Annotated in this window: 26 protein-coding genes; 17 read left to right on the plus strand and 9 right to left on the minus strand. The window is 33.8% G+C overall.

What is annotated here, in order from left to right; translation table 11 throughout:
• Positions 1-103: 103 nt before the first annotated feature.
• Entirely contained in the window at positions 104-433 is a 330-nt protein-coding gene (locus tag ACEN2N_RS16470) for a hypothetical protein (RefSeq protein WP_441825339.1), read from the plus strand.
• Here ACEN2N_RS16470 and ACEN2N_RS16475 read toward each other — a convergent pair.
• From ACEN2N_RS16475 to ACEN2N_RS16485, 3 genes are all read right to left on the minus strand, one after another.
• On the minus strand, positions 430-951 hold the full coding sequence (locus ACEN2N_RS16475; protein WP_441825340.1) for a DinB family protein: 522 nt from the start codon (positions 949-951) through the stop codon (positions 430-432). The genes ACEN2N_RS16470 and ACEN2N_RS16475 overlap by 4 nt on opposite strands.
• An 86-nt stretch (positions 952-1,037) precedes the next feature.
• Complete coding sequence (locus tag ACEN2N_RS16480; protein WP_027066901.1) at positions 1,038-1,517, minus strand: Lrp/AsnC family transcriptional regulator; 480 nt, start codon at positions 1,515-1,517, stop codon at positions 1,038-1,040.
• 116 nt (positions 1,518-1,633) lie between these two features.
• On the minus strand, positions 1,634-2,737 hold the full coding sequence (locus tag ACEN2N_RS16485; protein ID WP_441825341.1) for a M14 family metallopeptidase: 1,104 nt from the start codon (positions 2,735-2,737) through the stop codon (positions 1,634-1,636).
• 258 nt (positions 2,738-2,995) lie between these two features.
• Between ACEN2N_RS16485 and ACEN2N_RS16490 the strand changes: the two genes are divergently transcribed.
• The 3 genes from ACEN2N_RS16490 (at position 2,996) to ACEN2N_RS16500 (ending at position 4,640) form a co-directional block, all read left to right on the plus strand.
• A complete protein-coding gene (locus tag ACEN2N_RS16490; RefSeq protein ID WP_441825342.1) occupies positions 2,996-3,352 on the plus strand; it encodes a helix-turn-helix transcriptional regulator in 357 nt (118 codons plus the stop codon).
• A 71-nt stretch (positions 3,353-3,423) separates the two neighbouring features.
• Positions 3,424-3,804 carry a hypothetical protein gene (locus ACEN2N_RS16495; RefSeq protein ID WP_441825343.1) on the plus strand — a complete coding sequence of 127 codons (381 nt, stop codon included), beginning with the start codon at positions 3,424-3,426 and terminating at the stop codon, positions 3,802-3,804.
• 26 nt (positions 3,805-3,830) lie between these two features.
• A complete protein-coding gene (locus ACEN2N_RS16500; RefSeq protein WP_441825344.1) occupies positions 3,831-4,640 on the plus strand; it encodes a TerC family protein in 810 nt (269 codons plus the stop codon).
• A gap of 150 nt (positions 4,641-4,790) precedes the next feature.
• Here the strand turns inward: ACEN2N_RS16500 and ACEN2N_RS16505 are convergent, their stop codons facing one another.
• From ACEN2N_RS16505 to ACEN2N_RS16520, 4 genes are all read right to left on the minus strand, one after another.
• On the minus strand, positions 4,791-5,747 hold the full coding sequence (locus ACEN2N_RS16505; protein WP_441825345.1) for a sterol desaturase family protein: 957 nt from the start codon (positions 5,745-5,747) through the stop codon (positions 4,791-4,793).
• A gap of 108 nt (positions 5,748-5,855) precedes the next feature.
• The gene (gene mscL / locus ACEN2N_RS16510; RefSeq protein WP_441825346.1) at positions 5,856-6,284 is read right to left on the minus strand and encodes a large-conductance mechanosensitive channel protein MscL; all 429 of its coding nucleotides are present in this window, start codon (positions 6,282-6,284) and stop codon (positions 5,856-5,858) included.
• Between the two features lie 8 nt (positions 6,285-6,292).
• Positions 6,293-8,953 (minus strand): DNA gyrase/topoisomerase IV subunit A, encoded by a 2,661-nt coding sequence (locus ACEN2N_RS16515; RefSeq protein WP_441825347.1) that lies wholly within the window; start codon positions 8,951-8,953, stop codon positions 6,293-6,295.
• A 25-nt stretch (positions 8,954-8,978) separates the two neighbouring features.
• Positions 8,979-10,844, minus strand: coding sequence for a DNA topoisomerase IV subunit B (locus tag ACEN2N_RS16520; protein ID WP_441825348.1), 1,866 nt, complete (start codon positions 10,842-10,844; stop codon positions 8,979-8,981).
• A 237-nt stretch (positions 10,845-11,081) separates the two neighbouring features.
• Here ACEN2N_RS16520 and ACEN2N_RS16525 point away from each other — a divergent pair, with 237 nt between their 5' ends.
• Both ACEN2N_RS16525 and ACEN2N_RS16530 read left to right on the plus strand, forming a co-directional pair.
• A complete protein-coding gene (locus tag ACEN2N_RS16525) occupies positions 11,082-11,987 on the plus strand; it encodes a DnaJ C-terminal domain-containing protein (RefSeq protein WP_441825349.1) in 906 nt (301 codons plus the stop codon).
• Position 11,988: 1 nt separating this feature from the next.
• Entirely contained in the window at positions 11,989-12,282 is a 294-nt protein-coding gene (locus ACEN2N_RS16530; RefSeq protein WP_441825350.1) for a chaperone modulator CbpM, read from the plus strand.
• On the opposite strand, the gene ychF is transcribed toward ACEN2N_RS16530, so the two are convergent.
• The gene (gene ychF / locus ACEN2N_RS16535; RefSeq protein WP_441825351.1) at positions 12,279-13,373 is read right to left on the minus strand and encodes a redox-regulated ATPase YchF; all 1,095 of its coding nucleotides are present in this window, start codon (positions 13,371-13,373) and stop codon (positions 12,279-12,281) included. The two genes, ACEN2N_RS16530 and ychF, sit on opposite strands and share 4 nt — an antisense overlap.
• A 202-nt stretch (positions 13,374-13,575) precedes the next feature.
• Here ychF and ACEN2N_RS16540 point away from each other — a divergent pair, with 202 nt between their 5' ends.
• The 4 genes from ACEN2N_RS16540 to ACEN2N_RS16555 are packed head-to-tail and all read left to right on the plus strand — an operon-like array spanning position 13,576 to position 19,172.
• Entirely contained in the window at positions 13,576-14,154 is a 579-nt protein-coding gene (locus ACEN2N_RS16540; RefSeq protein WP_441825352.1) for an RNA polymerase sigma factor, read from the plus strand.
• Between the two features lie 57 nt (positions 14,155-14,211).
• Positions 14,212-15,225 carry a FecR family protein gene (locus ACEN2N_RS16545; protein WP_441825353.1) on the plus strand — a complete coding sequence of 338 codons (1,014 nt, stop codon included), beginning with the start codon at positions 14,212-14,214 and terminating at the stop codon, positions 15,223-15,225.
• Positions 15,226-15,240: 15 nt separating this feature from the next.
• On the plus strand, positions 15,241-18,342 hold the full coding sequence (locus ACEN2N_RS16550; protein ID WP_441825354.1) for a TonB-dependent receptor: 3,102 nt from the start codon (positions 15,241-15,243) through the stop codon (positions 18,340-18,342).
• A gap of 59 nt (positions 18,343-18,401) precedes the next feature.
• Positions 18,402-19,172: a class I SAM-dependent DNA methyltransferase gene (locus ACEN2N_RS16555; RefSeq protein WP_441825355.1), complete on the plus strand. Its 771-nt coding sequence runs from the start codon at positions 18,402-18,404 to the stop codon at positions 19,170-19,172.
• Here the strand turns inward: ACEN2N_RS16555 and ACEN2N_RS16560 are convergent.
• Positions 19,156-19,506: a 4Fe-4S dicluster domain-containing protein gene (locus ACEN2N_RS16560; RefSeq protein ID WP_027066886.1), complete on the minus strand. Its 351-nt coding sequence runs from the start codon at positions 19,504-19,506 to the stop codon at positions 19,156-19,158. The two genes, ACEN2N_RS16555 and ACEN2N_RS16560, sit on opposite strands and share 17 nt — an antisense overlap.
• 89 nt (positions 19,507-19,595) lie before the next feature.
• On the opposite strand from ACEN2N_RS16560, the gene ACEN2N_RS16565 reads away from it, so the two are divergent.
• The 7 genes from ACEN2N_RS16565 to ACEN2N_RS16595 all read left to right on the plus strand — a co-directional run bounded on the left by ACEN2N_RS16565 (position 19,596) and on the right by ACEN2N_RS16595 (position 24,884).
• A complete protein-coding gene (locus ACEN2N_RS16565; protein WP_441825356.1) occupies positions 19,596-20,666 on the plus strand; it encodes an acyl-CoA reductase in 1,071 nt (356 codons plus the stop codon).
• Between the two features lie 64 nt (positions 20,667-20,730).
• Entirely contained in the window at positions 20,731-21,795 is a 1,065-nt protein-coding gene (gene serC / locus ACEN2N_RS16570) for a 3-phosphoserine/phosphohydroxythreonine transaminase (RefSeq protein WP_441825357.1), read from the plus strand.
• A 173-nt stretch (positions 21,796-21,968) separates the two neighbouring features.
• Complete coding sequence (locus ACEN2N_RS16575) at positions 21,969-22,919, plus strand: D-2-hydroxyacid dehydrogenase (protein WP_441825358.1); 951 nt, start codon at positions 21,969-21,971, stop codon at positions 22,917-22,919.
• Between the two features lie 70 nt (positions 22,920-22,989).
• Positions 22,990-23,625: a DUF937 domain-containing protein gene (locus tag ACEN2N_RS16580; protein WP_441825359.1), complete on the plus strand. Its 636-nt coding sequence runs from the start codon at positions 22,990-22,992 to the stop codon at positions 23,623-23,625.
• Between the two features lie 68 nt (positions 23,626-23,693).
• Positions 23,694-24,158, plus strand: coding sequence for a DUF6146 family protein (locus ACEN2N_RS16585; protein ID WP_441825360.1), 465 nt, complete (start codon positions 23,694-23,696; stop codon positions 24,156-24,158).
• A 30-nt stretch (positions 24,159-24,188) separates the two neighbouring features.
• Positions 24,189-24,506, plus strand: coding sequence for a DUF6787 family protein (locus ACEN2N_RS16590; protein ID WP_441825361.1), 318 nt, complete (start codon positions 24,189-24,191; stop codon positions 24,504-24,506).
• 51 nt (positions 24,507-24,557) lie between these two features.
• Positions 24,558-24,884, plus strand: coding sequence for a hypothetical protein (locus tag ACEN2N_RS16595; protein ID WP_441825362.1), 327 nt, complete (start codon positions 24,558-24,560; stop codon positions 24,882-24,884).
• Positions 24,885-24,904: the final 20 nt, after the last annotated feature.

A 24,904-nucleotide genomic window follows, 5' to 3' on the forward strand; every position in this document is an offset into this window, starting at 1 on the left:
ACATACGCAAAATAGCACTTTCACAACTCTATAAAGAGACATGTGAGTATAATTACTAGTTTAGTTTTAGTTAAACACACAACCTACTATAAATAAATTAGTTATGACCAGACGACTTATTGATTACCGTAAATTAGATCACCAATTAGCAGCGCTATTGATAGAAACCTACCCTTATGGTTATGGCGATGAAGACATTATTTGTTTTAAAAATATTAAAGGAGATTACGTCGAAGCTGTAGAAATTAGAACAGATGATACTTTATATTTAGTTAAGATAAGTAAAAGCCTTTCTAACTTCATTGCGAACTTTGAAGAGAATATAGAAAAAGAATTAGAATCGAAAACACCAGAAGAAGTTATGCAATCTGAAGACATGACTAAAGCACTTTACCTAAATTTCGAAACAGAAACTGAACAGGAGCTAGATTAATTAAAATAGCGTTCTTGTAATATATTTTCATGATGTTTTTGATGTCCACTTATCACCAAGCCTAATGCAGCGACAGACCAAGGAATATTGCTTGCTGTACCAATTCTTTTTAAATGATCATTTTGCATAGTTTCGAACAAACTAATTGATGCTTCACGTACAGAAAGATATTCTTTTAATATATCGTCTTTTGTACGCTTATTGGCATTACTTTCTGGAACAAATTGATTGTGATCAAAACCTGGTAACGGCGTTTTGTCATTTCTAGAAATTCTAAAGGCGCGATATTGAAATACGCGTTCAGTATCAATTAAGTGAACCAAAACTTCAGCTACCGTCCATTTACCATCACCGTAACTATATAAAAATTGTTCGTCGGTTAAACCATGAACCAAGTCTTCAAAACTTTTTCTACCTTTTAAAAGCGCAGACATCACATCGTCTTGCTCATCAAGACTTTTCAGATAAGTACCATAAAAAAATTGTAATTCGTCTTTTTGTAAGTCTTTAACTCTCATTTTGAAAAATTTAAGTATTGAAAATTAAAAAAGCCCAATTACATTAGATAACTGGGCAATTTTTAAGTTAGTTAAATATCTCTTATTTATAACTCATTAAAAATAGTATGCATTAAACGCTTCTTATCATTAAAACTTTCTTCTAATGAAATCATCGTTTCGGTTCTACTAATACCATCAATATCATCTATTTTAAAGATAATATTTTTAGCATGTGTAGTATCCTTAGCTCTTATTTTACAGAAAATATTAAATTTACCTGTAGTTATATGTGCGATAGTAACGTTCGGAATTTGATTTAAACGCTCAAGCACGAATTTAGTTTGGTGTGTTTTCTCAAGAAAAATACCAACATAAGCGATGAAAGCATAACCAAGCTTTACGTAATCTAATGTAAGTGATGAACCTTTAATGATTCCCGCTTCTTCCATTTTCTTAACTCTTACATGAACTGTACCAGCTGAGATAAGAAGTTTTTTTGCAATATCAGTAAAAGGTGTTCTGGTGTTGTCAATCAACATATCCAGAATTTGGTGGTCTATTTCGTCTAATTTGACTTTGCCCATAGTTGTAAAATTTTTGCCAAAAATAAAAAATTATCGCATTAAATTCATTGAAACTTGATTTTATTTAATGAAAACGTAAACAATATTACATTTTTAAAGAAATAAGACAAAAAATATCACGATAACAGACTCAGTAATTCATTTTCTTTTAGCCATAACATATCATTTGCATCATTGCAATTCAATGTTTTATGTCCAAAAAACTCCGAAGGTTTTTTTTCGAATATATGTAGTTCTGGTTTAAACTCCACCTTACCAAAAATCAAGACCTCTTTAAATTGTATAGGTGAAATTTTACTTTTGGTTAAATAATTACTTTCATAATCGGTATTTTCTACTACAATATCTACAAATTGTTTTCCATTTTCAGGTATAGACACGTACTGATCAATCGTAAATTCATCTAAACTATCATCAACTATAGTTTTAATGCCTTTTAAAATCGCCTTATAAATAAATTTTCTTGTTATATCTCTCTCGTAATCATTTTCATAATGACCAGCTTCAAATAATACGGTTGGGGTATTCTTCATTTGAAAGGCATCACCAACACAATTCTCATTAAACCCGTCATCATACCTTCCTATTTGTCCAGGAATCTCTTTTTGAAGCTTACTGTTCATTGCGGCAATCAACTTCATACTCATTTTTCGAGATGGCGAATTATTGCGTTCTTGATCAAAAGCAGGTGCCAAAAATGAAACAGTTGCTGGTTTATTCGTTTCACCTACATTAAATATGGTTCGCTGATCATGTAAGTTGAAACAAAAGTGTGGCTGAAAATTTTCATACACTTTTTTTAAGATGCGACTTTCTGGTTGAGATAAATTTTGAGCATCTCTATTGAGATCAATTTTATTGGCATTTACTCTTGTATAATCTCGAGCCCCATCCGGATTCAAAATTGGGATAATCTTTACAGTACATTTTTCAACAAGTTTTAAAACATCAGTACTATCTTGATTAAAATAACTTAGCAAATCAACTACAGCTTTAGTGGTCGTAGATTCATTACCATGCATTTGAGACCACATTAAAATCTTCTTTGGTCCGTCACCAAATGTGATGCTTTTTATCGATTCTTTTCTTACAGATTCTCCTTCTATTTTAATCACAAATATATCAGGTAACGAAGACAAAAATTCGTTGATATGGTCATAGGTAATATACCGCCCAGAAATTGTAGCTACTCTAATCTTATTATAATCCAAATCTTTCATTGTCACTAAACTTTAATAAGATGTAAAAATACTACAGCATTTGTTTACAATTGTAAACTTTATAACCTATCAAATACATTATTTCGCTTTTAAAAATTTACAATTTTAACTTATTATTTAAAATATATCTTAAATTATTGTTTATCAGTATTTTAACATATCTTATATAAATACATAATCTAGAAAATTGCCTATTACAGTAACCATATTAAACACTATTATAAATAAAAATTTAAAGAATGTATTAACTTTGTAAACATGTTAGATACCACATCTTTTATTTCAAGATTAAAAAAAATTTTAGCGCACAACGAATTATCAGCTGCAGCGTTTGCAGATTTAATTGCCGTGCAAAGATCTAGCATTTCACATATACTAAGTGGCAGAAATAAACCGAGTTTAGAGTTTATTATGAAAATCGACGAAGCATTTACTGAAGTAGATCTTCAATGGCTTTTATACGAAAAAGGAACCTTCCCGAGAACAGAAAACACGAACCTTCGCCCTGTAGAAGTTATTAAGAAAAAAGGTAAAAATATGGACACTATAAAAAAACTAGATCGAATAGTTATGTTCTATACCGATGGTACATTTAAAACCTACACAGAGTTTTAAGTAACACTATACTTCGAATTATTCTTTACTATTTTAATGCCACTTCACTCCTATTTTCATTATTTTGCAACATGATGAAAAAAATATCTTTTACCGTTATTCTATGCGTTATTCTTTGCTCATGCTACCAACCTGAACGTGATTGCGAAAAATATAAAACAGGATCTTTTAGGTTCACCTATGAGATTGGTGACACTCTAAAAGAAGGCAAATTCATAAGAACTGAAGATTACAGTGTAGATTATTATGAAAATAAAATCGATAGCGCGACCGTTCGATGGTTTAATGACTGCGAATTTGTTTTGCAAGACATACGCAGTAAAAACGCTATCCAATACAAAATAATTAGTACAACAGATTCTTCATATACTTTTCAATATAAAAGTGCCGTAAAAGACCCGAATAAGCAATTGATAGTTAAAACCGGAACTGCCATAAAACTAACTAACTAACTAACTAACTAACCCACAAACCAACCATGTTTGAAATTTTCTCTAGTCCAGATGCTTGGATTGCCCTATTAACCTTAACGTTTTTAGAAATCGTTCTAGGTATTGATAATATTATTTTCATATCTATCGCTGCAGGTAAACTCGAACCATCGCAAAGAAAAAAGGCGACCAATTTAGGCTTGGTCCTAGCCATGGTCATGCGTATTGTATTACTTTTTGGTATTTCACTGCTAACATCTATGAAAAAACCTTTTTGGGTATTCGATAGCGACTGGATTACTGGCGGTATAAGCGGGCAAGGTGTTATTCTATTTCTTGGCGGTCTGTTCTTGTTATATAAAAGCACAAAAGAAATTCACGAAAAAGTAGAAGACAAAGGTCACGACGAGCGAGAAGTAAAGAAAGCTAGATCAACCTCATTAACTAATGCTATACTTCAAATAACAGTTATAAATATAGTTTTCTCGTTTGATTCTATTTTAACTGCCATAGGAATGACTAACGGCATTTCACCTAACCCAAACGACGCACTTGTTCTTATGATAGTTGCAGTGGTTATCTCTGTCGTTATTATGATGGTTTTTGCAAACCCCGTCGGAGAGTTTGTAAACAGGCACCCATCTATTCAAATATTAGGACTGTCGTTTTTAATATTAATAGGTTTTATGCTCATTGCGGAGTCTGCACATTTATGCCATTTAATAGTCTTCGGCAATGAGGTAGGCACCATACCTAAAGGCTACTTGTACTTCTCAATTGCATTTTCATTAATGGTCGAGTTCTTTGATCTAAGAATGAAAAAGAACAAGAATACGACTGAGGAAATAAAAGATTAAAAGTTAGGCTATAATATCTAGCGAATAAGATTCAGCTATTAGCGAAAATCGAAATAGTCCGCATGAAGCAGTTGCTTCATGCGGACTATTTCGATTTTAAATTATTGTTTAAGTACTAATTAAGCTTATGTTTTAAGCCTATTTAAAGCACTAATTTGGTCTGTCGAAGGTAACACCAGGATTAGCTTGCTTTTGTTCTTCGAATAATCGCTGTTGCTGCTTTACTGTCATTGTACTACCATCATGACTCCATCCTGGAGGTCCGAAAATATACATCAGCTTATCACTTATTTTTTTAGACTTCTTGGTATCTGCCCAAATATCTTTAAACTCATGAGTTAAAATAACGATAGGGTTATTAGAATTAGGAGCATGTATTACACCAAATTTCACATCAATATCTTCATCATACTCTTTCCAAGTACCAAATATTTTATCAAAAAAGTTAAGGAATCCACCATGATTCTTATCCAGGTACTCCACATTCTGTGCGTGGTGCACTTGATGCATTGTGTGGGTGTTGAATATTTTTTCGATAAAGCCCATTTTTGGAACATATTGAGAATGCAATTGAAATTGCCAAAACGACTCAATCGCTAAACATACTACAACCATTTCAACAGGGAAACCAATAATTGGCATCCAAACATAGAAAAAAGGCTTGTACAACAAAGTAAACCAGCCATTACGAATAGCAGTACCTAAGTTAAAGTTATCTGAGGAGTGGTGCACGATGTGCGCAGCCCATAAAATCCGTATTTCATGATTCGCTCTGTGAAACCAATAGTAGGTGAAATCATCTGCTAATTGACAAAGCAACCAAACATACCAAGCATAGTCAAAAGACTTATACCCCATAATGTTTGTTCGCACACCATCGACCATTGGGTTAAAAAACTCATAAGCATATTCAAAAAGAACAACCAATAAAACGACTTTCAGTAACGGACCTATAATGGCAGAGCCAATACCCATTACACTACTGGCTGCAAAATCTTTCCAATCATAAAGATCATCGTCTCCATGAGTTTTGCTGTAGGTTAATTCTAATAAAATAAAGGCTATAAATGCTGGTGCACCATATACCAGCGGGTTGGTAAAATCCATTAATTCAAAATTTTTGTAAAGGTAGTTATAAAAGCAATTATTCTTTAAAATTGTCTAATCTTAACTTTCTATTATAGAATAAGACAACTCAATTATTAAACAGTTTGATTACTTTTTACTTTTAAGAATGGCATTTTGCTCTTGTAAAAGTTTCTCCATACTAGAAAGCAAGGCTATATTTTTTGGAGTTTCTACTTCTTTATTCGCAGGGTCTTCTGACTTCTCTTTAAACCTATTTATAAATTTTACCATTACAAAAATGGTAAAGGCAATGATACCAAAATCTATTAGCGACTCTATAAGTTCACCATAACCTAATGCAACTTCTTCAGCAGAACCAGTTGCTTCTCTTAGAATCCATTTCTTGTTAGACAAATTGACATCATCGGTCAATAAAGAAAGTGGCGGCATAATAATAGCAGAAACAATAGTACTTACTACCTTGTTAAATGCAGTACCTATAATGATACCAACAGCCAAATCTATCATATTACCTTTTACGGCAAAATTTTTAAACTCCTTAAAAAAATTCTTCATAATTAAAATTAATCGAACAATGTAGGTCCGTCATTAGAATTGCCTTCACCCCCTTTTGAACTCTCATCATTATCATTAGATGCAACATCTTCTTCATCTACCACTTCAATATCTTCAATTTCTTCAGGCACCTCTGGCTCATAAGGCAGTGGATCTAAAAGATTAATATTTTTAACCTTTTCAGTAACAAATTGGTTACCTAAAGCTTTAATACCCTTAATCGATATAAAATCTTCAATATCAACAGATTCATTATCTTTAGCTTCTTTACCTCTTGGCTTTGGAAATTCAATTTCAACCATAGGTTTCCAGTCCGTAGAGACAAGTTCTAAATATGATTTCGGATGTTCGGAAACAAACAACTCCTCTTTATTTTCGTTTTCTATCAAGAATCTTTTTACATAAAAACGTTCCTTTTCTCCTTCCCAGTAAATAGCAGAAATAGGTTTTTCTGGAATCCATTTTTCTAACACAATCATGTCATCATCAAAATGAGAGGTCAATACGGGAAGAAATGTTTTAGCTATTCCTTTCTGATTGATCACTAGTATTAAATCATCTCCCCTAAATTCTCCAAGCAATTCTCCTCTTCCATCAACATTTAACCTACGCACAACGTCATCGAACCAAATTTTTCTAGGTTTAAGAGTAGAAACCCCTTTCTCTTTCAATTCTATTCGCTTAACAGAATACTTGGTAACAATATTTCCTTTAGACGCTCTTCCTTTAATAAGTACATCAGAAAAATCAATATCCCATTTCAACTTCTTAATACTACCAACCTGACGAAGTAAAACAGTTATCACTTCAGCTTCACCATTAGGGTTGGCAGTGAAATATAATATTTGAGAACCAGCTTTACCAGTCGTTAAATCATAAACCCGATCTCTGGTGATACTGGTAACGTTAAAGCGCTTTATATAAGTGGGACCGCCTTTACCGTCTTTATAAACCAAATTATATGTAGTACGCTTATCTTTTTTCTTAAAAACAGCAACATGAATAATACCCTTACCCACAAAAATTTTGGAATCAACCTTTGAAACCATCATTTGACCTTCGCTAGTAATGACAATTATATCATCTATATCGCTACAATCGGTAACATATTCATCTTTCTTTAAAGAAGTACCGACAAAACCCTCATCTCTGTTTACATAGAGTTTAGTATTTCTAATAGCAACTTTAGTGGCCTCTATATCATCGAAAACTCGTATTTCTGTTAATCTACCACGATCTTTACCATAGGTTTCTTTAAGATTTTTAAAGTAGTTTATCGCAAACTCAATAAGATTGGCAAGATGATGCTTCACCTCTGCAATACGCTCTTGCAAACTTTCTAAATACTGCTGCGCCTTATCTAAATCGAATTTTGAAATTCTTTTTATACGTATTTCTGTAAGCCTGGTAATATCATCTTCGGTAACAGTTCGCTTTAAGTGCTTAGTAAATGGCGCCAAACCCTTATCGATAGCAGCTATTACACCTTCCCAAGTTTCCTCTTCCTCAATATCTCGATAGATACGGTTTTCAATAAAAATTCTTTCAAGTGAAGCAAAGTGCCATTGCTCTTCTAACTCTTTAAGTTGAATTTCCAGCTCTTGCTTCAATAATTCCACTGTAGAGTCCGTAGACCTTCTAAGCATTTCTGTAACCCCTATAAACAAAGGTTTGTTATCTTCAATAATACAGCCTAGCGGAGAAATAGAAGACTCACAAGCGGTAAATGCATATAGCGCATCGATAGTTCTATCTGGTGAAATACCTGAAGGAAGATGAATCAATATCTCAACATCAGCCGCGGTATTATCCTCAATTTTCTTAATTTTTATCTTACCCTTATCGTTAGCCTTAAGAATAGAATCTATTAAAGTACCAGTATTAGTACCGTAAGGTATTTCATTGATTACTAAGGTATTTTTATCTAACTGAGATATCTTTGCACGAACCCTTATTTTACCACCTCTGAGTCCGTCATTATAATTTGTTACATCTATAATACCGGCAGTCGGAAAATCTGGATAAATCTTAAATCGTTGTCCTTTTAAATGCTTTATAGAAGCATCAATAAGCTCAATAAAATTATGTGATAGCACTTTCGTGGATAAGCCAACTGCAATACCTTCTGCACCTTGTGCCAATAATAAGGGAAACTTTACCGGTAAATTTACAGGCTCTTTTTTTCTGCCATCATAAGACATTTGCCACTCGGTAATTTTAGGGCTAAAAACAACTTCTAAAGCGAATTTAGAAAGTCTGGCCTCGATATACCTAGAAGCAGCAGCTCTATCTCCTGTAAGAATGTTACCCCAGTTACCCTGCGTATCTATTAAAAGGTCTTTTTGACCAATTTGCACCATGGCGTCAGCAATACTGGCATCACCATGTGGGTGATACTGCATGGTATGCCCTACAACATTGGCCACTTTATTATATCTACCATCATCGAGCTCCTTCAAAGAATGCATGATACGTCGTTGCACAGGTTTGAATCCGTCTTCTATAGCAGGTACGGCCCGTTCTAATATTACATAAGAAGCGTAATCTAAGAACCAATCTTTATACATGCCAGACACTCTCGTCAATGCATCAGAAGTATCTATATTATCGGTATTCTCTTCAGAAAGGTTTTCGTTTATTTCTTCGTTCAAATCTTCATTTTCCTCCATTCAGAAGCAATCGTATTAATCTAGTTTATACTACTTTATCTTTAATTAAATCAACTTCTACTTTAAGGTTATCGATAATAAATTTTTGTCTATCGGGAGTGTTTTTTCCCATATAAAAACTCAACAGTTCTTCAATAGACATTGCCTTATCAAGCATAATAGGTTCTAGCCTTATATCTTCACCAATGAAGTGTCTAAACTCATCTGGCGAAATCTCTCCTAGACCCTTAAATCGAGTTATTTCTGGTTTGCCAGTTAATTTATTAATGGCATGTTGGCGCTCTTCATCGCTATAACAATAAATCGTTTCCTTTTTATTTCGAACCCTAAATAGAGGAGTCTGTAAAATATAAAGATGATTTTCTTTGATCAACTCAGGAAAGAATTGTAAAAAGAAGGTAATCAGTAATAGGCGAATATGCATTCCATCAACATCGGCATCGGTAGCGATTATAATATTATTATAGCGCAAATCTTCTATAGACTCTTCAATATTCAAAGCAGCCTGTAACAGATTAAACTCTTCATTTTCGTACACAATCTTTTTAGACATGCCATACGAATTCAGGGGTTTACCTTTCAAACTGAATACGGCTTGTGTATTTACATCTCTAGATTTGGTTATAGATCCAGAAGCAGAATCTCCCTCGGTAATAAACAATGAACTTTCTAAACGACGATCATGTTTAATATCACCTAAATGAACCCTACAATCTCTAAGCTTTTTATTATGGAGACTAGCTTTCTTAGCCCTGTCGCGCGCTAATTTACGAATACCTGAAAGTTCTTTACGCTCTTTCTCGGCCATCATAATTTTTCGCTGAAGCATATCTGCGGTATCGGTATTCTTATGAAGATAGTTATCTAAATATTTACCAATAAAATCATTGATATAGCTACGCACGCTTGGGAGAGTACCTCCCATTTCAGTAGAACCAAGTTTTGTTTTTGTTTGACTTTCAAAAATGGGCTCCATCACTTTTATAGCAATTGCCGAAATTATAGATTTTCTAATATCAGAAGCGTCGTAAGCCTTACCATAAAAATCACGTATGGTTTTCACAATCGCCTCTCTAAATGCTGCTTGGTGCGTACCACCATGCGTTGTATGCTGCCCATTCACAAAAGAATGATACTCTTCGCTATATTGTGTTTTACTATGTGTAATGGCAATCTCAATATCCTCCCCTTTTAAATGAATAACAGGATAGAGCATATCGTCAACATTATTATTATCCTCCAAAAGATCTTTTAATCCGTTTTCAGAATAAAATTTCTCTCCGTTAAAAACTATCGTCAATCCCGGATTTAGGTACACATAGTTTTTAAGCATGCGTTCCACATACTCATTTCTATATTTATAATTTTTAAAAATGGTCTCATCAGGTATAAAGGTAACCTTAGTACCTTTTCTTTTGCTCGTTTCTTCTGGTCCTACTTCATTTTCAAGGTTACCAGAACTAAACTGTGCCGTTTTTAATTGATTATCTCGAGAAGACTGTACTTCAAAAAAGCTAGACAATGCATTGACCGCTTTGGTACCAACACCATTTAAACCTACCGATTTTTTAAATGCCCGGCTATCGTACTTACCACCGGTATTCATTTTAGAAACCACATCGACCACTTTACCAAGCGGTATACCACGACCATAATCTCGAACCTTGACCACTTTATCTTTAATAGATATTTCTATAGTCTTACCTGCACCCATAACAAATTCATCGATACAGTTATCAATTACCTCTTTCAGCAGAATATAGATACCATCATCAGCAGATGAACCATCGCCCAATTTACCGATATACATACCAGGTCGTAATCGGATATGTTCTTTCCAATCGAGCGAGCGTATATTATCTTCTGTATATTGGGTATTGTCTTGAGACATTTAAAAAAGTTTATGAAAGTTGCGCTAAAGATAGCACCACTCGGCAAAAGATAAAACACCTTACTGTTAAAGTAATTAACAATAAAAGATGCGTGTTTGTTGATAGCTACAAGTTAACACCAGATATACATCTACACTTAAACAATAATAATCACTAAAAATCATAACTTAAATGATGACATGTATCATAGTTTAATTTTATCCTTTTCATATCTTTAAAATAGATTTTGAACAGCTATGGAATTTATTGATTATTACAAAATTCTTGAAATTGACAAGAAAGCTTCTCAAGCCGATATTAAAAAGGCTTATCGAAAATTGGCACGCAAACTTCATCCAGACTTAAATCCGAATGACAAAACAGCTCACGAAAAATTTCAACGCATAAACGAAGCGAACGAAGTTTTAAGCGATCCTGAAAAAAGAAAAAAGTACGACCAATATGGTAAAGATTGGGAACATGCCGATGCTTTTGAAGAAGCCAAGAGAAATCAACGCAGCTCATCAAGTGGTGGTAGAAGAAGTTATTCTGGTTCTGGAGGAGGAAATCAAGATTTTTCAGACTTCTTTGAATCAATGTTCGGCGGTGCTGGCGGAGGTTTTAGTGGAGGCGGCAGACAGAGAACGGCACAGTTTAAGGGTCAAGATTTAAATGCAACGCTAAAGCTGAACTTGCTTGACGTTCTTGAAGATCAAAAACAAACACTTGATTTAGGTACTAAAAAGATTAGAATAACCATACCTGCCGGTGTCGAAGACGGTCAAACTATAAAAATTTCTGGCTACGGAGGCGAAGGCGTAAATGGCGGACCAAAAGGAGACCTATACCTGACCTTTGAAATTAACAATAACACCAACTTTCAAAGAGTAAAGAACGATTTGTACAAAAATGAATCTATCTCTATATATGACGCCATATTAGGCAGTCCAATTGAAGTAGAAACGTTGACAGGCAAAGTGAAACTTAACGTAAAACCAGAAACCCAAAACGACACGAAAGTCAAGTTAAAAGGAAAAGGTATGCCTGTTTATAAAAAAAAGGGAGCGCATGGAGATTTATATATTACTTATAAAGTGACCATGCCAACCAATCTTACAGATAAAGAAAAAGAATTATTCAAACAACTTTCAGAATTACGATAATATGGATTCAGAAAATTATATACAGATAGAATTGTACTGCGAACAAACACAAACGCCATTAGAATTTATAGATGACCTTTTAGAGTTTGAAATGATCGAGGTACAACAAATTGAAAATAAGATATACGTTCAATCGCACTTTATCTCAGAAATAGAGCGTATATATAGATTGCGAAAAGATCTGGGTATTAATATGGAAGGTATAGATACTTTAAACCATATGTTAGAAAAAGTCAACCGATTAGAACAAGAAGTAAGACTGCTAAGAAATCGGTTGACTATTTATGAATATTAAACGTTAAAACGGAAGTGCATTACATCGCCATCTTTAACGATGTACTCTTTACCCTCCACTTTCATTTTACCAGCTTCTTTAACTTTTGCTTCACTACCAAAAGTTACATAGTCGTTATAAGCAATAACTTCTGCCCTAATAAAACCTTTTTCAAAATCGGTGTGTATAACACCTGCTGCCTGAGGTGCAGTTGCACCAACAGGTATTGTCCAAGCACGAACTTCTTTAACACCTGCCGTAAAGTAAGTTTCTAAATTTAATAATTTATATGCTCCGCGAATTAGTTTAGCAGAACCAGGCTCTTCTAAGCCCAAATCTTCTAAAAACATTTGGCGCTCTTCGTATGTCTCCAACTCGGTAATATCAGCTTCGGTACCAACGGCTAAGAAAATAACTTCTGCATTTTCAGCAGCTACCATTTCTTTCACTTTATCAACATAAGTATTACCAGTAACTGCAGCATCTTCATCAACATTACAAACATACATTACCGGTTTATCTGTAATAAACTGTAGCGGCTTTACAAATTCAAGTCTCGATTCATCATCGATTTTAATGGCCCTAACAGAAGTACCTGTTTCTAGACCTGTTTTTACAGCTAGTAATACTGCTTCCTCTTTTTGAGCATCTTTATTACCTGTTCTAGCAGCTCTTTTAACTTTCTCTAATTTCTTGTCAACGGTCTCCAAATCTTTCAATTGAAGCTCCATATCTATAGTTTCTTTATCTCTAATAGGATCAACACTACCATCGACGTGCACAATATTATCATTATCAAAACAACGTAATACATGCAAAATGGCATCGGTCTCACGAATATTTCCTAAGAATTGATTCCCTAATCCTTCCCCTTTACTTGCACCTTTTACCAGTCCGGCAATATCAACGATTTCAACCGTAGCAGGCAAAACTCTTTCTGGATTCACCAATTCCTCTAATTTTTCTAAACGTGAATCTGGCACATTTACTACACCTATATTAGGTTCAATTGTACAAAACGGAAAATTTGCACTCTGCGCCTTTGCATTAGACAAACAATTAAAAAGTGTTGATTTACCTACGTTTGGCAATCCTACGATACCTGCTTTCATAATTACTAATATTTCGAGGGTGCAAAAATATAGTTTTTACTTCAACATTCTCTATTGAATTTTCAATGATTAATAGAACATAGTTTTATACTATATATTTATTTAAAATTCAAATTTTTTAGACCGACGATAGTTAAAATGATACTTTTTAACATATTTTAAGAATTATTTCTTACTTTGGCAGTAGAACTCATGAGAATTTATGGAACTTCATTCAGATGAAACAATATGGTACTTCTTTAAAAAAGGCGAGACGAATGCTTTTAGTCTCCTTTTCAAAAAGTATTATCCACAATTACATGTGTACGGCTTAAAGCTTAGCAACAATCAAGAAATAACCGAAGATTGCCTTCAAAACTTTTTTATTCAACTTTTTGAGGAAAGAGAAAAAGAAACCAACATTAAGAATTTAAAGGCATACCTATTTGTATCTTTCAAAAGAAGGCTGGTAAAGCAACTACAAAAAAACCAAAAAAACCTGCCAATATCAGAAGCACAACTATTTAAAACAAATTTTACATTTTCAGCAGAAGAAATATCTATTCACCAAGAGATACAATTTCTATGTACTTCTACCCTAGCACACCTTATAAACAACCTATCTCCAAGACAAAAAGAGGTGTTGTATTTAAAATATTATAGCGGAATGAGTAGCTCTGACATTGCAGAAGTAATGGACATGAACTACCAAAGCGTTTTAAATGTACTACAAAAGGCATTAATTAAACTTCGCAAATCATCTGAAAATCAACAGATTAAAAATATTTTGAAAAAAAGTTAACTGTAGTAGGGTATATTTTTGAGAATTAAATCTCTTATATATGGAAGACCTTACTAAATGGACAACAAAAACAAATTCGATTTAAATTATTTCCTGTCGGATGCATCATTCGAAAATTGGGCACGAGGTATCAATAAAAACGATATCACGTACTGGAATAATTGGATTCAAAATAATCCGGAATATGTAGAGACAGCAGAAAATGCGAAGTCTATAATTAGCGGAATCAACTTCAACCAAGAATATCCTAGTAAAGAGAAAGTAAACGAAGCACTTTTAAGCATCTTACCAAAAATAGGGTTAGACTCCGTTTCAAATAAGAAACCATCCAACAAACGCAAATCACATAGCACATTGCTAACCGCAGCTGCTGCAGTATTACTAGTATTGATTAGCTGGACGAGCTACTCATACTACACCAATGATTCTCAAACTGTTCATAAAACAAATTACGGAGAAATCATTGACTTAAAATTACCCGACGGCACATCTGTAGTGCTTAATGGTAATTCTGAAATATCTTATGATAAAGAAAATCCGAGATTATTACACTTAAAAGGAGAAGCATATTTTAAGGTAAAACCAATACCTAGTACAAATGCAAAATTTTGGGTAATAACAAATGATCTAAAAGTTGAAGTATTAGGTACACAATTTCATGTAAATACAAGAAAACAAAAAACAAATGTAGTATTAGATGAAGGATCTATTCATTTGGAGTTTATAAATGGAGAGGTTACCAAAATGATTCCAGGTGAAATGGTATCATTTTCAAAAGAAAGCAAAAAAATAATTCATAAAAGAGTCGATGTAGAAACCCCATATGCTCTTTGGAGAGGTGGCACATATGCTTTTAATGAAATACCACTTGAAGATGTAATGTCAAATCTTGAGCTTACTTACGGACTAGAAGTTCAATATTCATCTAACGAGTTAAAAGAAATACCCATTTCAGGTGGTATTCCTAATCAGAATTTAAAAATATGTATCGCCGCGATAGAAAAAGCTACAGGAACAAGAATTATTAACAAAGGAAATATTTTACGCGTACAAGAAAACCCTATTTATTAACTAAACTATTTATTTATGAGAACAAACAAACTAGTGAGAATGCTGATTGCAGTACTACTTTTTTCGAGTAGTATAAGCATGAAAGCTTCTAATGAAATTAAAGAAAACGTTACTCTGAGCGAGTTTCTTAGTGAGATCAGTGCAAAACATGAAGTGTTTTTCACTTACAACCCTACGCTGGTATCAACTACCAGTTTAAATCCTGAGGAATATAAATTCCCGGTATTAGATGAGATAATCAATAAATTGGAGCGTAAAACAAGTTTCGATTTTGAATATCTAGGTAACAAATATTATGTTGTTTATCATAAAAAACCAGAAAGAGCAAAAGTTCTTAAGGTTAACACCATAAACAATAATGGTATAACCGCCTTAACACTTAATAAAGTTATTCAGAATTCAATTTCTGGTAATGTTACAGATAGCTCTGGAATGCCATTAGCAGGAGTAAACATTATTGAAAAAGGTACTACAAACGGTACTACTTCAGATTTTGATGGTAATTACACTATTAATGTAACCGATGATACAAAATTAGTATTTAGTTATATTGGTTTTGCCACTCAAGAAGTTTCTACAGCTGGTAAAACAACCATTAACGTACAACTTTCTGAAGGTATGCAACTAGATGAATTTATTGTTGTTGGATCACGTACTGCACCTAGAAGTAATGCAGACACTCCGTTACCAGTTGATGTTGTAGGTGTTAAAGAATTAACTTCTACAGGTCAAGTTACTTTTGACAAAGCGTTACAATACAGAATTCCATCTTTTAATACGGTACAAACACCGGTAAACGATGCGACTTCTTTATTAGATCCTTATGAAATTAGAAACATGGGACCATCTAGAACATTGATATTAATCAATGGTAAAAGAAAGAACCTAAGTGCACTACTTTATACGCAAACCTCTCCAGGTCGTGGTGAAACGGGTGCAGATATTTCTGCTATACCAACAGATGCTATCAAAAGAGTTGAAATTCTAAGAGATGGTGCTTCTGCTCAATACGGTTCTGATGCAATTGCAGGTGTAATGAACATTATATTAAAAGATACACCAAACGACGGTTCTGCAACAATTAGAACTGGTATTACATCTGAAGGTGATGGTGAAATGTTCGGTGTTGCTATAAACAATGGCTCTTCAATTGGAGAAGATAAAGGTTTTATTAACTACACAGTTGATCTTTCTAAAGTAAACCTAGCCAACAGACCAGGTACTGTTGACGCTGCAGGTGAGGCTGGTGATTTTGGAGCAGATATTGCAGACGTACAAGAGTTTTTAAGCAGAAACCCAGATGCAAATAACATTAATGGATCTCCTGAAACAGCCGCTGCAAAGTTCTCTGTGAACATGGGTTACGATTTAAGTGAGAACACTAGTTTGTATGGTAATGCTGCTTATGTATATAAATCTGTAAATAGTTTTGCAAACTACAGAACTCCTTATTGGAGAACTGTTGATGATTTCCCTTATTTAGCAGACTTCTTCCCTGGTGACAATCCAAATACAGCTGGTGGTTACGACGGTTATGTTCCTACTTTTGAAGGTTTGTTAAGTGATTATAATGCAACAGTTGGTTTTAAATCTATCATTAATGATTGGAATTTAGATGCTAGTTTTACTACTGGTGGAAACTCACAAACTTATAAAGTGAATCAATCACACAACAGAAATGTTGTTTACTCTCCTTCTGTATTTATTGATGCTAACGGAAATGGTTCTGTTGATGACGGTGAAATTTCTGAAGGGTCAGAATTATACAGAGAAAATAGTCAGCAGTCATTCGATCCAGGAGGAACTAAATTCTCTCACAACGTAGGTAACATCGATATTTCAAGAATACTTTCTGACAAAGTTAGTATTGGTGTTGGTGCTGAGTTTAGAACGGAGACATTTGAAGTAATCGAAGGCGAGCTTGCATCTTACGATGGTGGTGGTGCCGATTCATTTGCAGGTGCTGCACCTCAAAACTCTGGTAAATTCAACCGTTACAATATCGGTGGATACTTTAGTTTAGATTATGATGTAACTGATGCTTTCTTATTAAGTGGTACTATTAGATCAGAAAACTATTCTGATTTTGGTAACGCTTTTGTTTACAAATTTAGCTCACGTTACAAGTTTAGCGACGCTTTCACTTTAAGAGGTTCTATCTCTTCAGGTTTCAGAGCTCCTACGCTACATCAAATCCACACTCAAAAAGCACAGTATAGCTTTATTCCTGGTCAAGGTATTCAAGTGGGTGGTTTAATCAACAATACCTCTACTCAAGCAAAATTATTAGGTATCGATCCATTAGACGCTGAAACTTCTCAAAACTTCACAGTAGGTTTTGGTGGTAAAGTAGATAAATTCAGCTATACATTAGATTATTATAGTATTGCGGTAAAAGATCGTATTGTTCTTGGTACAGAAATCGGTGCTAGTGGCGATGCTGCTAATCCTTTAGATATTCTTTTGGCTCAAAACAATCTTTCTGATGTAAGTTTCTTTTCTAACGCTATAGATACTAAAACTTCTGGTATTGATGTTGTTCTTGGGTATAGAGGTCTTGAACTAGGTAATGGTACTTTAGATTTGAACTTATCGGGTAACTATACGATTCAAAATGAGCTTGACGGTGAAGTAAATGATATTCCATTGGTAGCTAATTCTGGACAATCTGTATTTAACGATACACAAGCTGCCTTATTATTCACTTCTCGTCCAATAACAAAGTGGATTTTTGGAATCAACTACGATATCAACAAGTTCGGTTTTTCTTTGAATAACACTTATTTCGGTAAAACGAAGTTCCAACAACAAGGTTTAGATGAAAATTTATTCACTGAGTTTACGCCAAAAACGGTTACCGATTTAGGAATTAACTACAGTGCTAGTGATAAATTGACTTTATCATTAAACGTAAACAACATTTTCAATGTACTTCCAGAATGGAGTTTCCAGTCTAAAAATGCTGCAGGTAATGCTATTTTAGCTGACCCAGCACAGGTACAAAACCAATCTAACTTGATTACTTTCAACCAACGTTACTCTCAAATGACGTATGATGGGTATCATTTTAGCCAATTGGGTACAATGTTCAACTTATCATTGAATTATAAATTTTAGTTTGATTTAGTTTTATTTGCAAAAAGCTACCTATTTTTAGGTAGCTTTTTTTTTGCATCATGAATAATTTATACGGAAAGAATCTCGCTTGGGTATACGATGAAATTTATCAAGGTTTTATAGATTATAAAGCTGAGTATGATTTCTACAAAACATTATGCAAAACGCATAATGCCATCTCAATTTTAGAGATCGCATGTGGTTCAGGTAACCTATCTGAATCATTTACGAACGATTTTTTAAATTACACAGGTTTAGATTACAGTGAGGCAATGTTAGAAATTGCCAAAACAAAATTCAAAAAAGGAAACTTCGTACAAGGTGATATGAGAAAATTAAATTTCACCTCTCTGTTCAGTACCATTCTTATTACAGGACGTTCAACAAGTTATTTAATTGAAGATATAGATATTCAAAACACTTTTAATTCCGTTCACAAAGCTTTACAAGATAATGGAATTTTCATTTTTGACTGTATAGATGCAGCGCATTTTATGCCATACATTTTAAAGAATAAAAAAATAATTCATTATTCTAACGTCAACAATAAAACTTTTGAAAGAGAATCTGTTTGGGAAAGATACGAATCGACCAAAAGTCATTTAGTCTCTTGGAAATCAAAATACTACGCCACTAACAAAAATAACAAAATTCTAATAGGTGAAGATTCTACTATATTCAGAACCTTCACACATCAAGAAATTCAAACAAATTTATTGCTATCGAATTTCGAACTACTCCATACCATAGAAAGAAAAACATATGCTTTTGATACTAAAGTGTATGTCTGTAGAAAAATAACTAAGAATATCCCTATTCAGGGTGCATAAAACGTTGCTTCGCCAAAAGCACTTCTTCAGTTTCTACATGATCATCATCTGGCACACAACAATCAACAGGGCAAACGGCAGCACACTGCGGCTCTTCATGGAAGCCCACACATTCAGTACATTTATCTGGTGAGATATAATAAACTTCATCACTTATCGGCTCTTGAACTTCATCGGCATCAACTTCTTTACCATTAGGCAATACAACACCTCCTTTTAAAGAGGTACCATCACTGTAACGCCATTCATCCGCACCTTCATAAATTGCCGTGTTCGGACATTCTGGTTCACAAGCCCCACAATTTATACACTCGTCTGTTATTATTATTGCCATAATTTCTTCTTCATTAAAATGCCCAAAAAAGAACGGGCATGCTTATTTTTGCACAAAGGTAATTCCTAGTGAATTAGTATACAAATATAATGACCCATAGCAACCTTAGTATAGAAGCTTTTGTTAAACTTGGAAATTTTCTAAGAACATTTTGTGAATTAATTGAAACAAACACGGTTTCTGAACATTTAAATGACAAATGGATCGAGCGCTTTAAAACTGAAGCTGAAAGAGCACAACATTATAATGGTTGGTTTTCAGAAGAAAACTGTATTCATGCGTTTCAAGAATGGTCAAATGTATTAACCCAAAATAATTTGGAACATTGGTTAAATGATTATGATATTAATTCTAACGATGAAAAGACCGTAGCACTAATAATGGCGGGCAATATTCCCCTAGTTGGGTTTCACGACCTACTATGTGTATTGGTCACTGGCAATAAAGCCTTGGTAAAGTTGTCTAGCAACGATCAAAAATTGATTCCTTTACTTATTGATTATGTAATAGAAATAGAACCTCATTTTAAAGATAGGGTCATATTTACAAAAGAAAAGCTTGAGCATTTTGATGCTGTTATTGCTACAGGCAGCAATAACACCGCGCGTTATTTTGAGTATTATTTTGGTAAAAAACCGAATATCATACGCAAGAACCGAAATTCAGTAGCCGTTATAACAGGCAATGAGACTACTGAACAACTAACTGCTCTTGGTGAAGATATTTTTAGATATTTTGGACTAGGATGCAGAAGTGTCTCAAAAATTTATATTCCGAAAGGATACGACATTGACATATTTTTCAAAGCTATGTTTTCATATAGCGATATTATAAATCATAATAAATACGCGAACAATTATGATTACAATAAAGCAGTTTATTTGATGAGCGAGTTCAAAATTTTAGACAACGGATTCTTGATTTTGAAGGAAGAAAAAAGCTTTGGCTCCCCTATCGCCTCTTTGTTTTATGAATATTACGAAGATTTACCTTCATTAAAAAGCATGTTAAAATCTGAAGAAGATAAAATTCAATGTATCGTATCATCCGGATTTATAGAGAATGAAATATCGTTTGGGCATACACAAAAACCTTCTTTAAATGATTATGCAGATGGCATAGACACGGTTGATTTCTTGTTGAGAACATCATTGAATTAATTGATTATCCTAACTGAAAATTCTTAAAAAATCCTGACATTTGCATCCTTAAATTACAAACAAAATGAAAAAACATAATTTTAGCGCTGGTCCTTGTATATTACCAAAAGAAGTATTGTTAAAAGCTTCTGAAGCGGTTATGGACTTCAATGGCTCAGGACTTTCACTTATAGAAATTTCTCACAGAAGTAAAGATTTTGTTGCCGTAATGGAAAACGCAAGATCATTAGCATTAGAACTACTTGACCTTAAAGACAAAGGCTATCAAGCACTTTTTTTACAAGGCGGTGCAAGCTTAGAGTTTTTAATGGTTGCATATAACTTATTAGAGAAAAAGGCAGGGTATTTAAATACTGGTACTTGGAGCGATAAGGCAATTAAAGAAGCTAAATTATTTGGTGAGGTGGTTGAAGTAGGTTCTTCTAAAGATGAAAACTTTAAATACATACCAAAGGGCTATTCTGTACCAACGGGTTTAGATTATTTACACATTACATCGAACAATACGATATATGGAACTCAATTCAAGAAGTTTCCAAAAACTGATTGTCCGTTAATTTGTGATATGAGTTCAGATATATTCTCTAGAACTTTAGATTTCTCTCAATTCGACTTAATTTATGCCGGAGCACAGAAAAATATGGGTCCTGCTGGGACAACATTAGTCGTTGTCAAAGAAGATTTATTGGGTAAGATTTCCAGAAAAATTCCCTCAATGCTTGATTATCAAACGCATATATCAAAAGATAGCATGTATAATACTCCACCAGTATTTGCGGTCTATACTTCTATGTTAACTCTAGAATGGCTTAAAAATCTTGGAGGTATTGCTGCCATTGAAGAAATAAATGAGAAAAAAGCAAGATTGTTATATTCTGAAATAGATTTGAATCCTGTTTTCGAAGGTTATGCAAATATTGAAGACCGCTCTTTAATGAATGCCACATTCAACTTAACCGATGAAGTTTTAAAATCAACTTTTGACAACATGTTAAAAGAAGCAGGTATTAATGGTTTAAACGGCCACCGATCTGTAGGGGGCTATAGAGCTAGCATGTACAATGCACTTTCTTTAGAAAGTGTAGGTGTGTTGGTAGATGTAATGAGCGAAATGGAGCGCAAAGGATAATCGTTTTGTTTTATTCGATTACAATCCTTTCCGCAATTAAATTTCAGCAAATTGCCATTAGGTAAGCCCTAGAGGTATATCTAAAAGAATCAATTTAAAATTTCGAGGCTTGTTCGAACGATACGGGCAAACAAGCCTTGGAATATTACAATCTCTATTATCAATTTAAACATATGAAGATATTAGCTAATGATGGTATTTCTCAAAACGGTATTGCCGAACTAGAGAAATCTGGATTTGAAGTTTTAAAAACAACTGTTGCACAAGAACAGCTAGCCAACTATATAAACGAACATAAAATCGATGCCTTATTGGTGCGTAGCGCTACCAAAGTTAGAAAAGAGTTAATTGACGCTTGCCCTACTCTAAAATTAATAGGTCGCGGTGGTGTTGGCATGGACAATATAGATGTCGATTATGCTAAAAGCAAAGATATTCATGTCATTAATACCCCAGCGGCATCGTCAGAATCGGTAGCCGAATTAGTCTTTGCGCATCTTTTCGGTGGTGCTCGTTTTTTATATGATGCCAACAGAAACATGCCCTTAGAAGGCGATAGCAATTTTAAAGGTTTAAAAAAATCATATTCGAAAGGCACCGAACTAAGAGGGAAAACCATAGGTATTTTCGGTTTTGGTAATATTGGTCAAGCAACGGCAAAATTAGCCATAGGTACAGGTATGAAAGTTTTGTATAGCGATCCTGAAGTTGAACAGGCTGAAATTGAACTTACCTTTTTCGATGGTCAAAAAGTAGCTTTTAAACTAAAAAATAGTAGTAAAACTGACTTACTAAAAGAAGCTGACTATATTTCTTTACATATACCAGGGCAAGACGACTACGTTTTAGGAAAGGCAGAATTTGCACAAATGAAAAAAGGTGTAGGTATTGTAAATGCTGCTAGAGGTGGTGTTTTAGATGAAGTTGCTTTAATAGACGCCTTAGAAAATGGATCCGTTGCCTTTGCTGGTTTAGATGTTTATGAATCTGAACCAAAACCAGAAATTAAAATATTAATGCATTCAAGTATTTCGCTAACTCCGCATATTGGAGCTGCCACACTTGAGGCACAAGAAAGAATAGGCTTAGAATTAGCAGAACAAATCATATCTCTGTTAAAATAGGTGCGCAATAGCGTATTTTGTTGACTCTTTTTTCGTATTTTACAGCATAAACATTTAATTAACTATTACGATGACAGGATTATTAGATTTATTGAATAGCCCAATGGGTAAACAATTAATTAGCGGAGTTGCAGGACAGACAAATCAGTCTGAAGATAAAACCGCAAATGTACTTAGCATGGCAATGCCATTGATTTTAGGTGCAATGAAGAAAAACGTTTCTACCCCTGAAGGTGCTCAAGGTTTAATGAGCGCATTATCCTCTAGCAATCATAATGGCGGTATTTTAGACAACTTAAGTGGTCTTTTTGGTGGCGGTGTTGATGATAGTGTAATGGCTGATGGTGCAGGTATCTTAGGCCATGTATTCGGTAATAAACAACCACAAGTTGAAAATGCATTAAGTCAAAAATCTGGTTTAGATGCAGGTTCAGTAGCTCAAATATTAAAAATAGCGGCCCCAATAGTAATGGGCTTTTTAGGTAAGCAAACAGCACAAAGTAATGTTAGCGATGGCTCTGGCATGAATGCACTTTTGGGTAGCATGTTAGGCGGACAACCACAAGAAAATCAAAGCTTAATCACTTCTTTATTAGATGCTGACGGTGATGGTAGCATTCTAGACGACGTTGCCGGTATGGTAATGGGAAGCAATAAAAGTAAAGGTGGACTTGGAGGACTTTTAGGAGGTCTTTTCGGTAAATAAGATTTTAAAATTATAATTTTAGAAGCCGCTTGCCACTGCAAGCGGCTTTTTTTTGTATCTTATATTGTATGAAAACAAAATACACTACAACTATTAATATACTGATTATAAGTACTGTATCATTAATTCAATTAAATTGTGGAGCATCAAAAGAATCACTGGCTATTTCGAATGATGAAGAGCAGACCTTTAAACAAGTAGAAGGCGACACAATTACCATTTCTAATGATGAAACTGAATACGAGATAACAATTATTGAACCTGGTTTTAATACTTGGTTAAGTTCAATTGCTAAACCTGAGGGTTATTATTCTCAAAATTTTCTAGAAAATAGAAATTATATTATGGTTGTAGAATGGAATAACAGGGTTATGCAGCCGTCTCGATTTGACCCCAATTTATATGAATTACGCATAGATTACTCAAATCAAATAGATTATGGGTATGAGGTTAATTACAAACTTTATAATTACTTCATTTATTTTCAAAGAAAATATAATCAACGTTTAGGTCCTTTTGTACCCCGTATTTAAAAAGTATATTTGCGGCATTTAACACATGTCATGCAAAAATTAAAAGAGCGTTGGGGCCTTACCAGCAATTTTCAATTAACTATAATTTTTATTGTTTTTTCTATTACCGGATCATCATCTGTCTTCGTGGCTAAACCTTTTTTAAATTTAATTGGTTTAGAATTAGCTAATTTTCCAAAAACTTGGTGGGGTGAACCGCTATATTGGATTTTACGAATTCTGCTAATTTTCCCTTTTTATCAGATACTATTGGTAATATATGGCTGGTTATTTGGGCAATTTAAATTCTTTTGGGCTTTTGAAAAAAAGATGTTGAAAAGATTAGGACTCGGATTCTTATTTAATTAATTTAATAATTCTTTAACACCATACCTACCTGCATTAATTAGATTTGCAGTTATGAGTTTTGTGAAAGACAACATAATTTACCCAATGGTTGCCGTATCTCTACTGGTAGGCTTATTGGGACCATATTTTGTGAAAATTTCGCATGCATTAAATGAGCATAAAGAGTTTCATTGCATTTCTAAAGAATTACATATTCATGCTGTTGAGTTCGATTGCGATTTCGCACACTATCAGTTAGCTTCATTATTTTATCCAGATTTCGTTTATCCAGAGTTTATTGCATTGGCTCCTATCACAGAAGCTATTATTAACAACTACTACTTTCTAAGTAAATACCAGCAACTTCATTTTGTATTAAGAGGACCGCCAACTTGTTAATTACATAGTTCAACAAGTTT

Origin of the sequence: Maribacter spongiicola, from assembly GCF_052119685.1 — a bacterium.
GTDB lineage: Bacteria > Bacteroidota > Bacteroidia > Flavobacteriales > Flavobacteriaceae > Maribacter > Maribacter spongiicola_A.

Bases quoted from the DNA above. Each gene is read 5' to 3' on its own strand.
- ACEN2N_RS16505 (WP_441825345.1), bottom strand. From the start codon at position 5,747: ATGGATTTTACCAACCCGCTGGTATATGGTGCACCAGCATTTATAGCC.
- ACEN2N_RS16560 (WP_027066886.1), bottom strand. From the start codon at position 19,506: ATGGCAATAATAATAACAGACGAGTGTATAAATTGTGGGGCTTGTGAA.
- ACEN2N_RS16530 (WP_441825350.1), top strand. From the start codon at position 11,989: ATGGATTCAGAAAATTATATACAGATAGAATTGTACTGCGAACAAACA.
- ACEN2N_RS16520 (WP_441825348.1), bottom strand. From the start codon at position 10,844: ATGTCTCAAGACAATACCCAATATACAGAAGATAATATACGCTCGCTC.
- ACEN2N_RS16565 (WP_441825356.1), top strand. From the start codon at position 19,596: ATGACCCATAGCAACCTTAGTATAGAAGCTTTTGTTAAACTTGGAAAT.
- ACEN2N_RS16480 (WP_027066901.1), bottom strand. From the start codon at position 1,517: ATGGGCAAAGTCAAATTAGACGAAATAGACCACCAAATTCTGGATATG.
- ACEN2N_RS16500 (WP_441825344.1), top strand. From the start codon at position 3,831: ATGTTTGAAATTTTCTCTAGTCCAGATGCTTGGATTGCCCTATTAACC.
- ACEN2N_RS16485 (WP_441825341.1), bottom strand. From the start codon at position 2,737: ATGAAAGATTTGGATTATAATAAGATTAGAGTAGCTACAATTTCTGGG.
- ACEN2N_RS16590 (WP_441825361.1), top strand. From the start codon at position 24,189: ATGCAAAAATTAAAAGAGCGTTGGGGCCTTACCAGCAATTTTCAATTA.
- mscL (WP_441825346.1), bottom strand. From the start codon at position 6,284: ATGAAGAATTTTTTTAAGGAGTTTAAAAATTTTGCCGTAAAAGGTAAT.
- ACEN2N_RS16540 (WP_441825352.1), top strand. From the start codon at position 13,576: ATGGAACTTCATTCAGATGAAACAATATGGTACTTCTTTAAAAAAGGC.
- serC (WP_441825357.1), top strand. From the start codon at position 20,731: ATGAAAAAACATAATTTTAGCGCTGGTCCTTGTATATTACCAAAAGAA.
- ACEN2N_RS16490 (WP_441825342.1), top strand. From the start codon at position 2,996: ATGTTAGATACCACATCTTTTATTTCAAGATTAAAAAAAATTTTAGCG.
- ACEN2N_RS16550 (WP_441825354.1), top strand. From the start codon at position 15,241: ATGAGAACAAACAAACTAGTGAGAATGCTGATTGCAGTACTACTTTTT.
- ACEN2N_RS16495 (WP_441825343.1), top strand. From the start codon at position 3,424: ATGATGAAAAAAATATCTTTTACCGTTATTCTATGCGTTATTCTTTGC.
- ACEN2N_RS16555 (WP_441825355.1), top strand. From the start codon at position 18,402: ATGAATAATTTATACGGAAAGAATCTCGCTTGGGTATACGATGAAATT.
- ACEN2N_RS16580 (WP_441825359.1), top strand. From the start codon at position 22,990: ATGACAGGATTATTAGATTTATTGAATAGCCCAATGGGTAAACAATTA.
- ACEN2N_RS16575 (WP_441825358.1), top strand. From the start codon at position 21,969: ATGAAGATATTAGCTAATGATGGTATTTCTCAAAACGGTATTGCCGAA.
- ACEN2N_RS16475 (WP_441825340.1), bottom strand. From the start codon at position 951: ATGAGAGTTAAAGACTTACAAAAAGACGAATTACAATTTTTTTATGGT.
- ACEN2N_RS16585 (WP_441825360.1), top strand. From the start codon at position 23,694: ATGAAAACAAAATACACTACAACTATTAATATACTGATTATAAGTACT.
- ACEN2N_RS16545 (WP_441825353.1), top strand. From the start codon at position 14,212: ATGGACAACAAAAACAAATTCGATTTAAATTATTTCCTGTCGGATGCA.
- ACEN2N_RS16515 (WP_441825347.1), bottom strand. From the start codon at position 8,953: ATGGAGGAAAATGAAGATTTGAACGAAGAAATAAACGAAAACCTTTCT.
- ACEN2N_RS16525 (WP_441825349.1), top strand. From the start codon at position 11,082: ATGGAATTTATTGATTATTACAAAATTCTTGAAATTGACAAGAAAGCT.
- ychF (WP_441825351.1), bottom strand. From the start codon at position 13,373: ATGAAAGCAGGTATCGTAGGATTGCCAAACGTAGGTAAATCAACACTT.
- ACEN2N_RS16470 (WP_441825339.1), top strand. From the start codon at position 104: ATGACCAGACGACTTATTGATTACCGTAAATTAGATCACCAATTAGCA.
- ACEN2N_RS16595 (WP_441825362.1), top strand. From the start codon at position 24,558: ATGAGTTTTGTGAAAGACAACATAATTTACCCAATGGTTGCCGTATCT.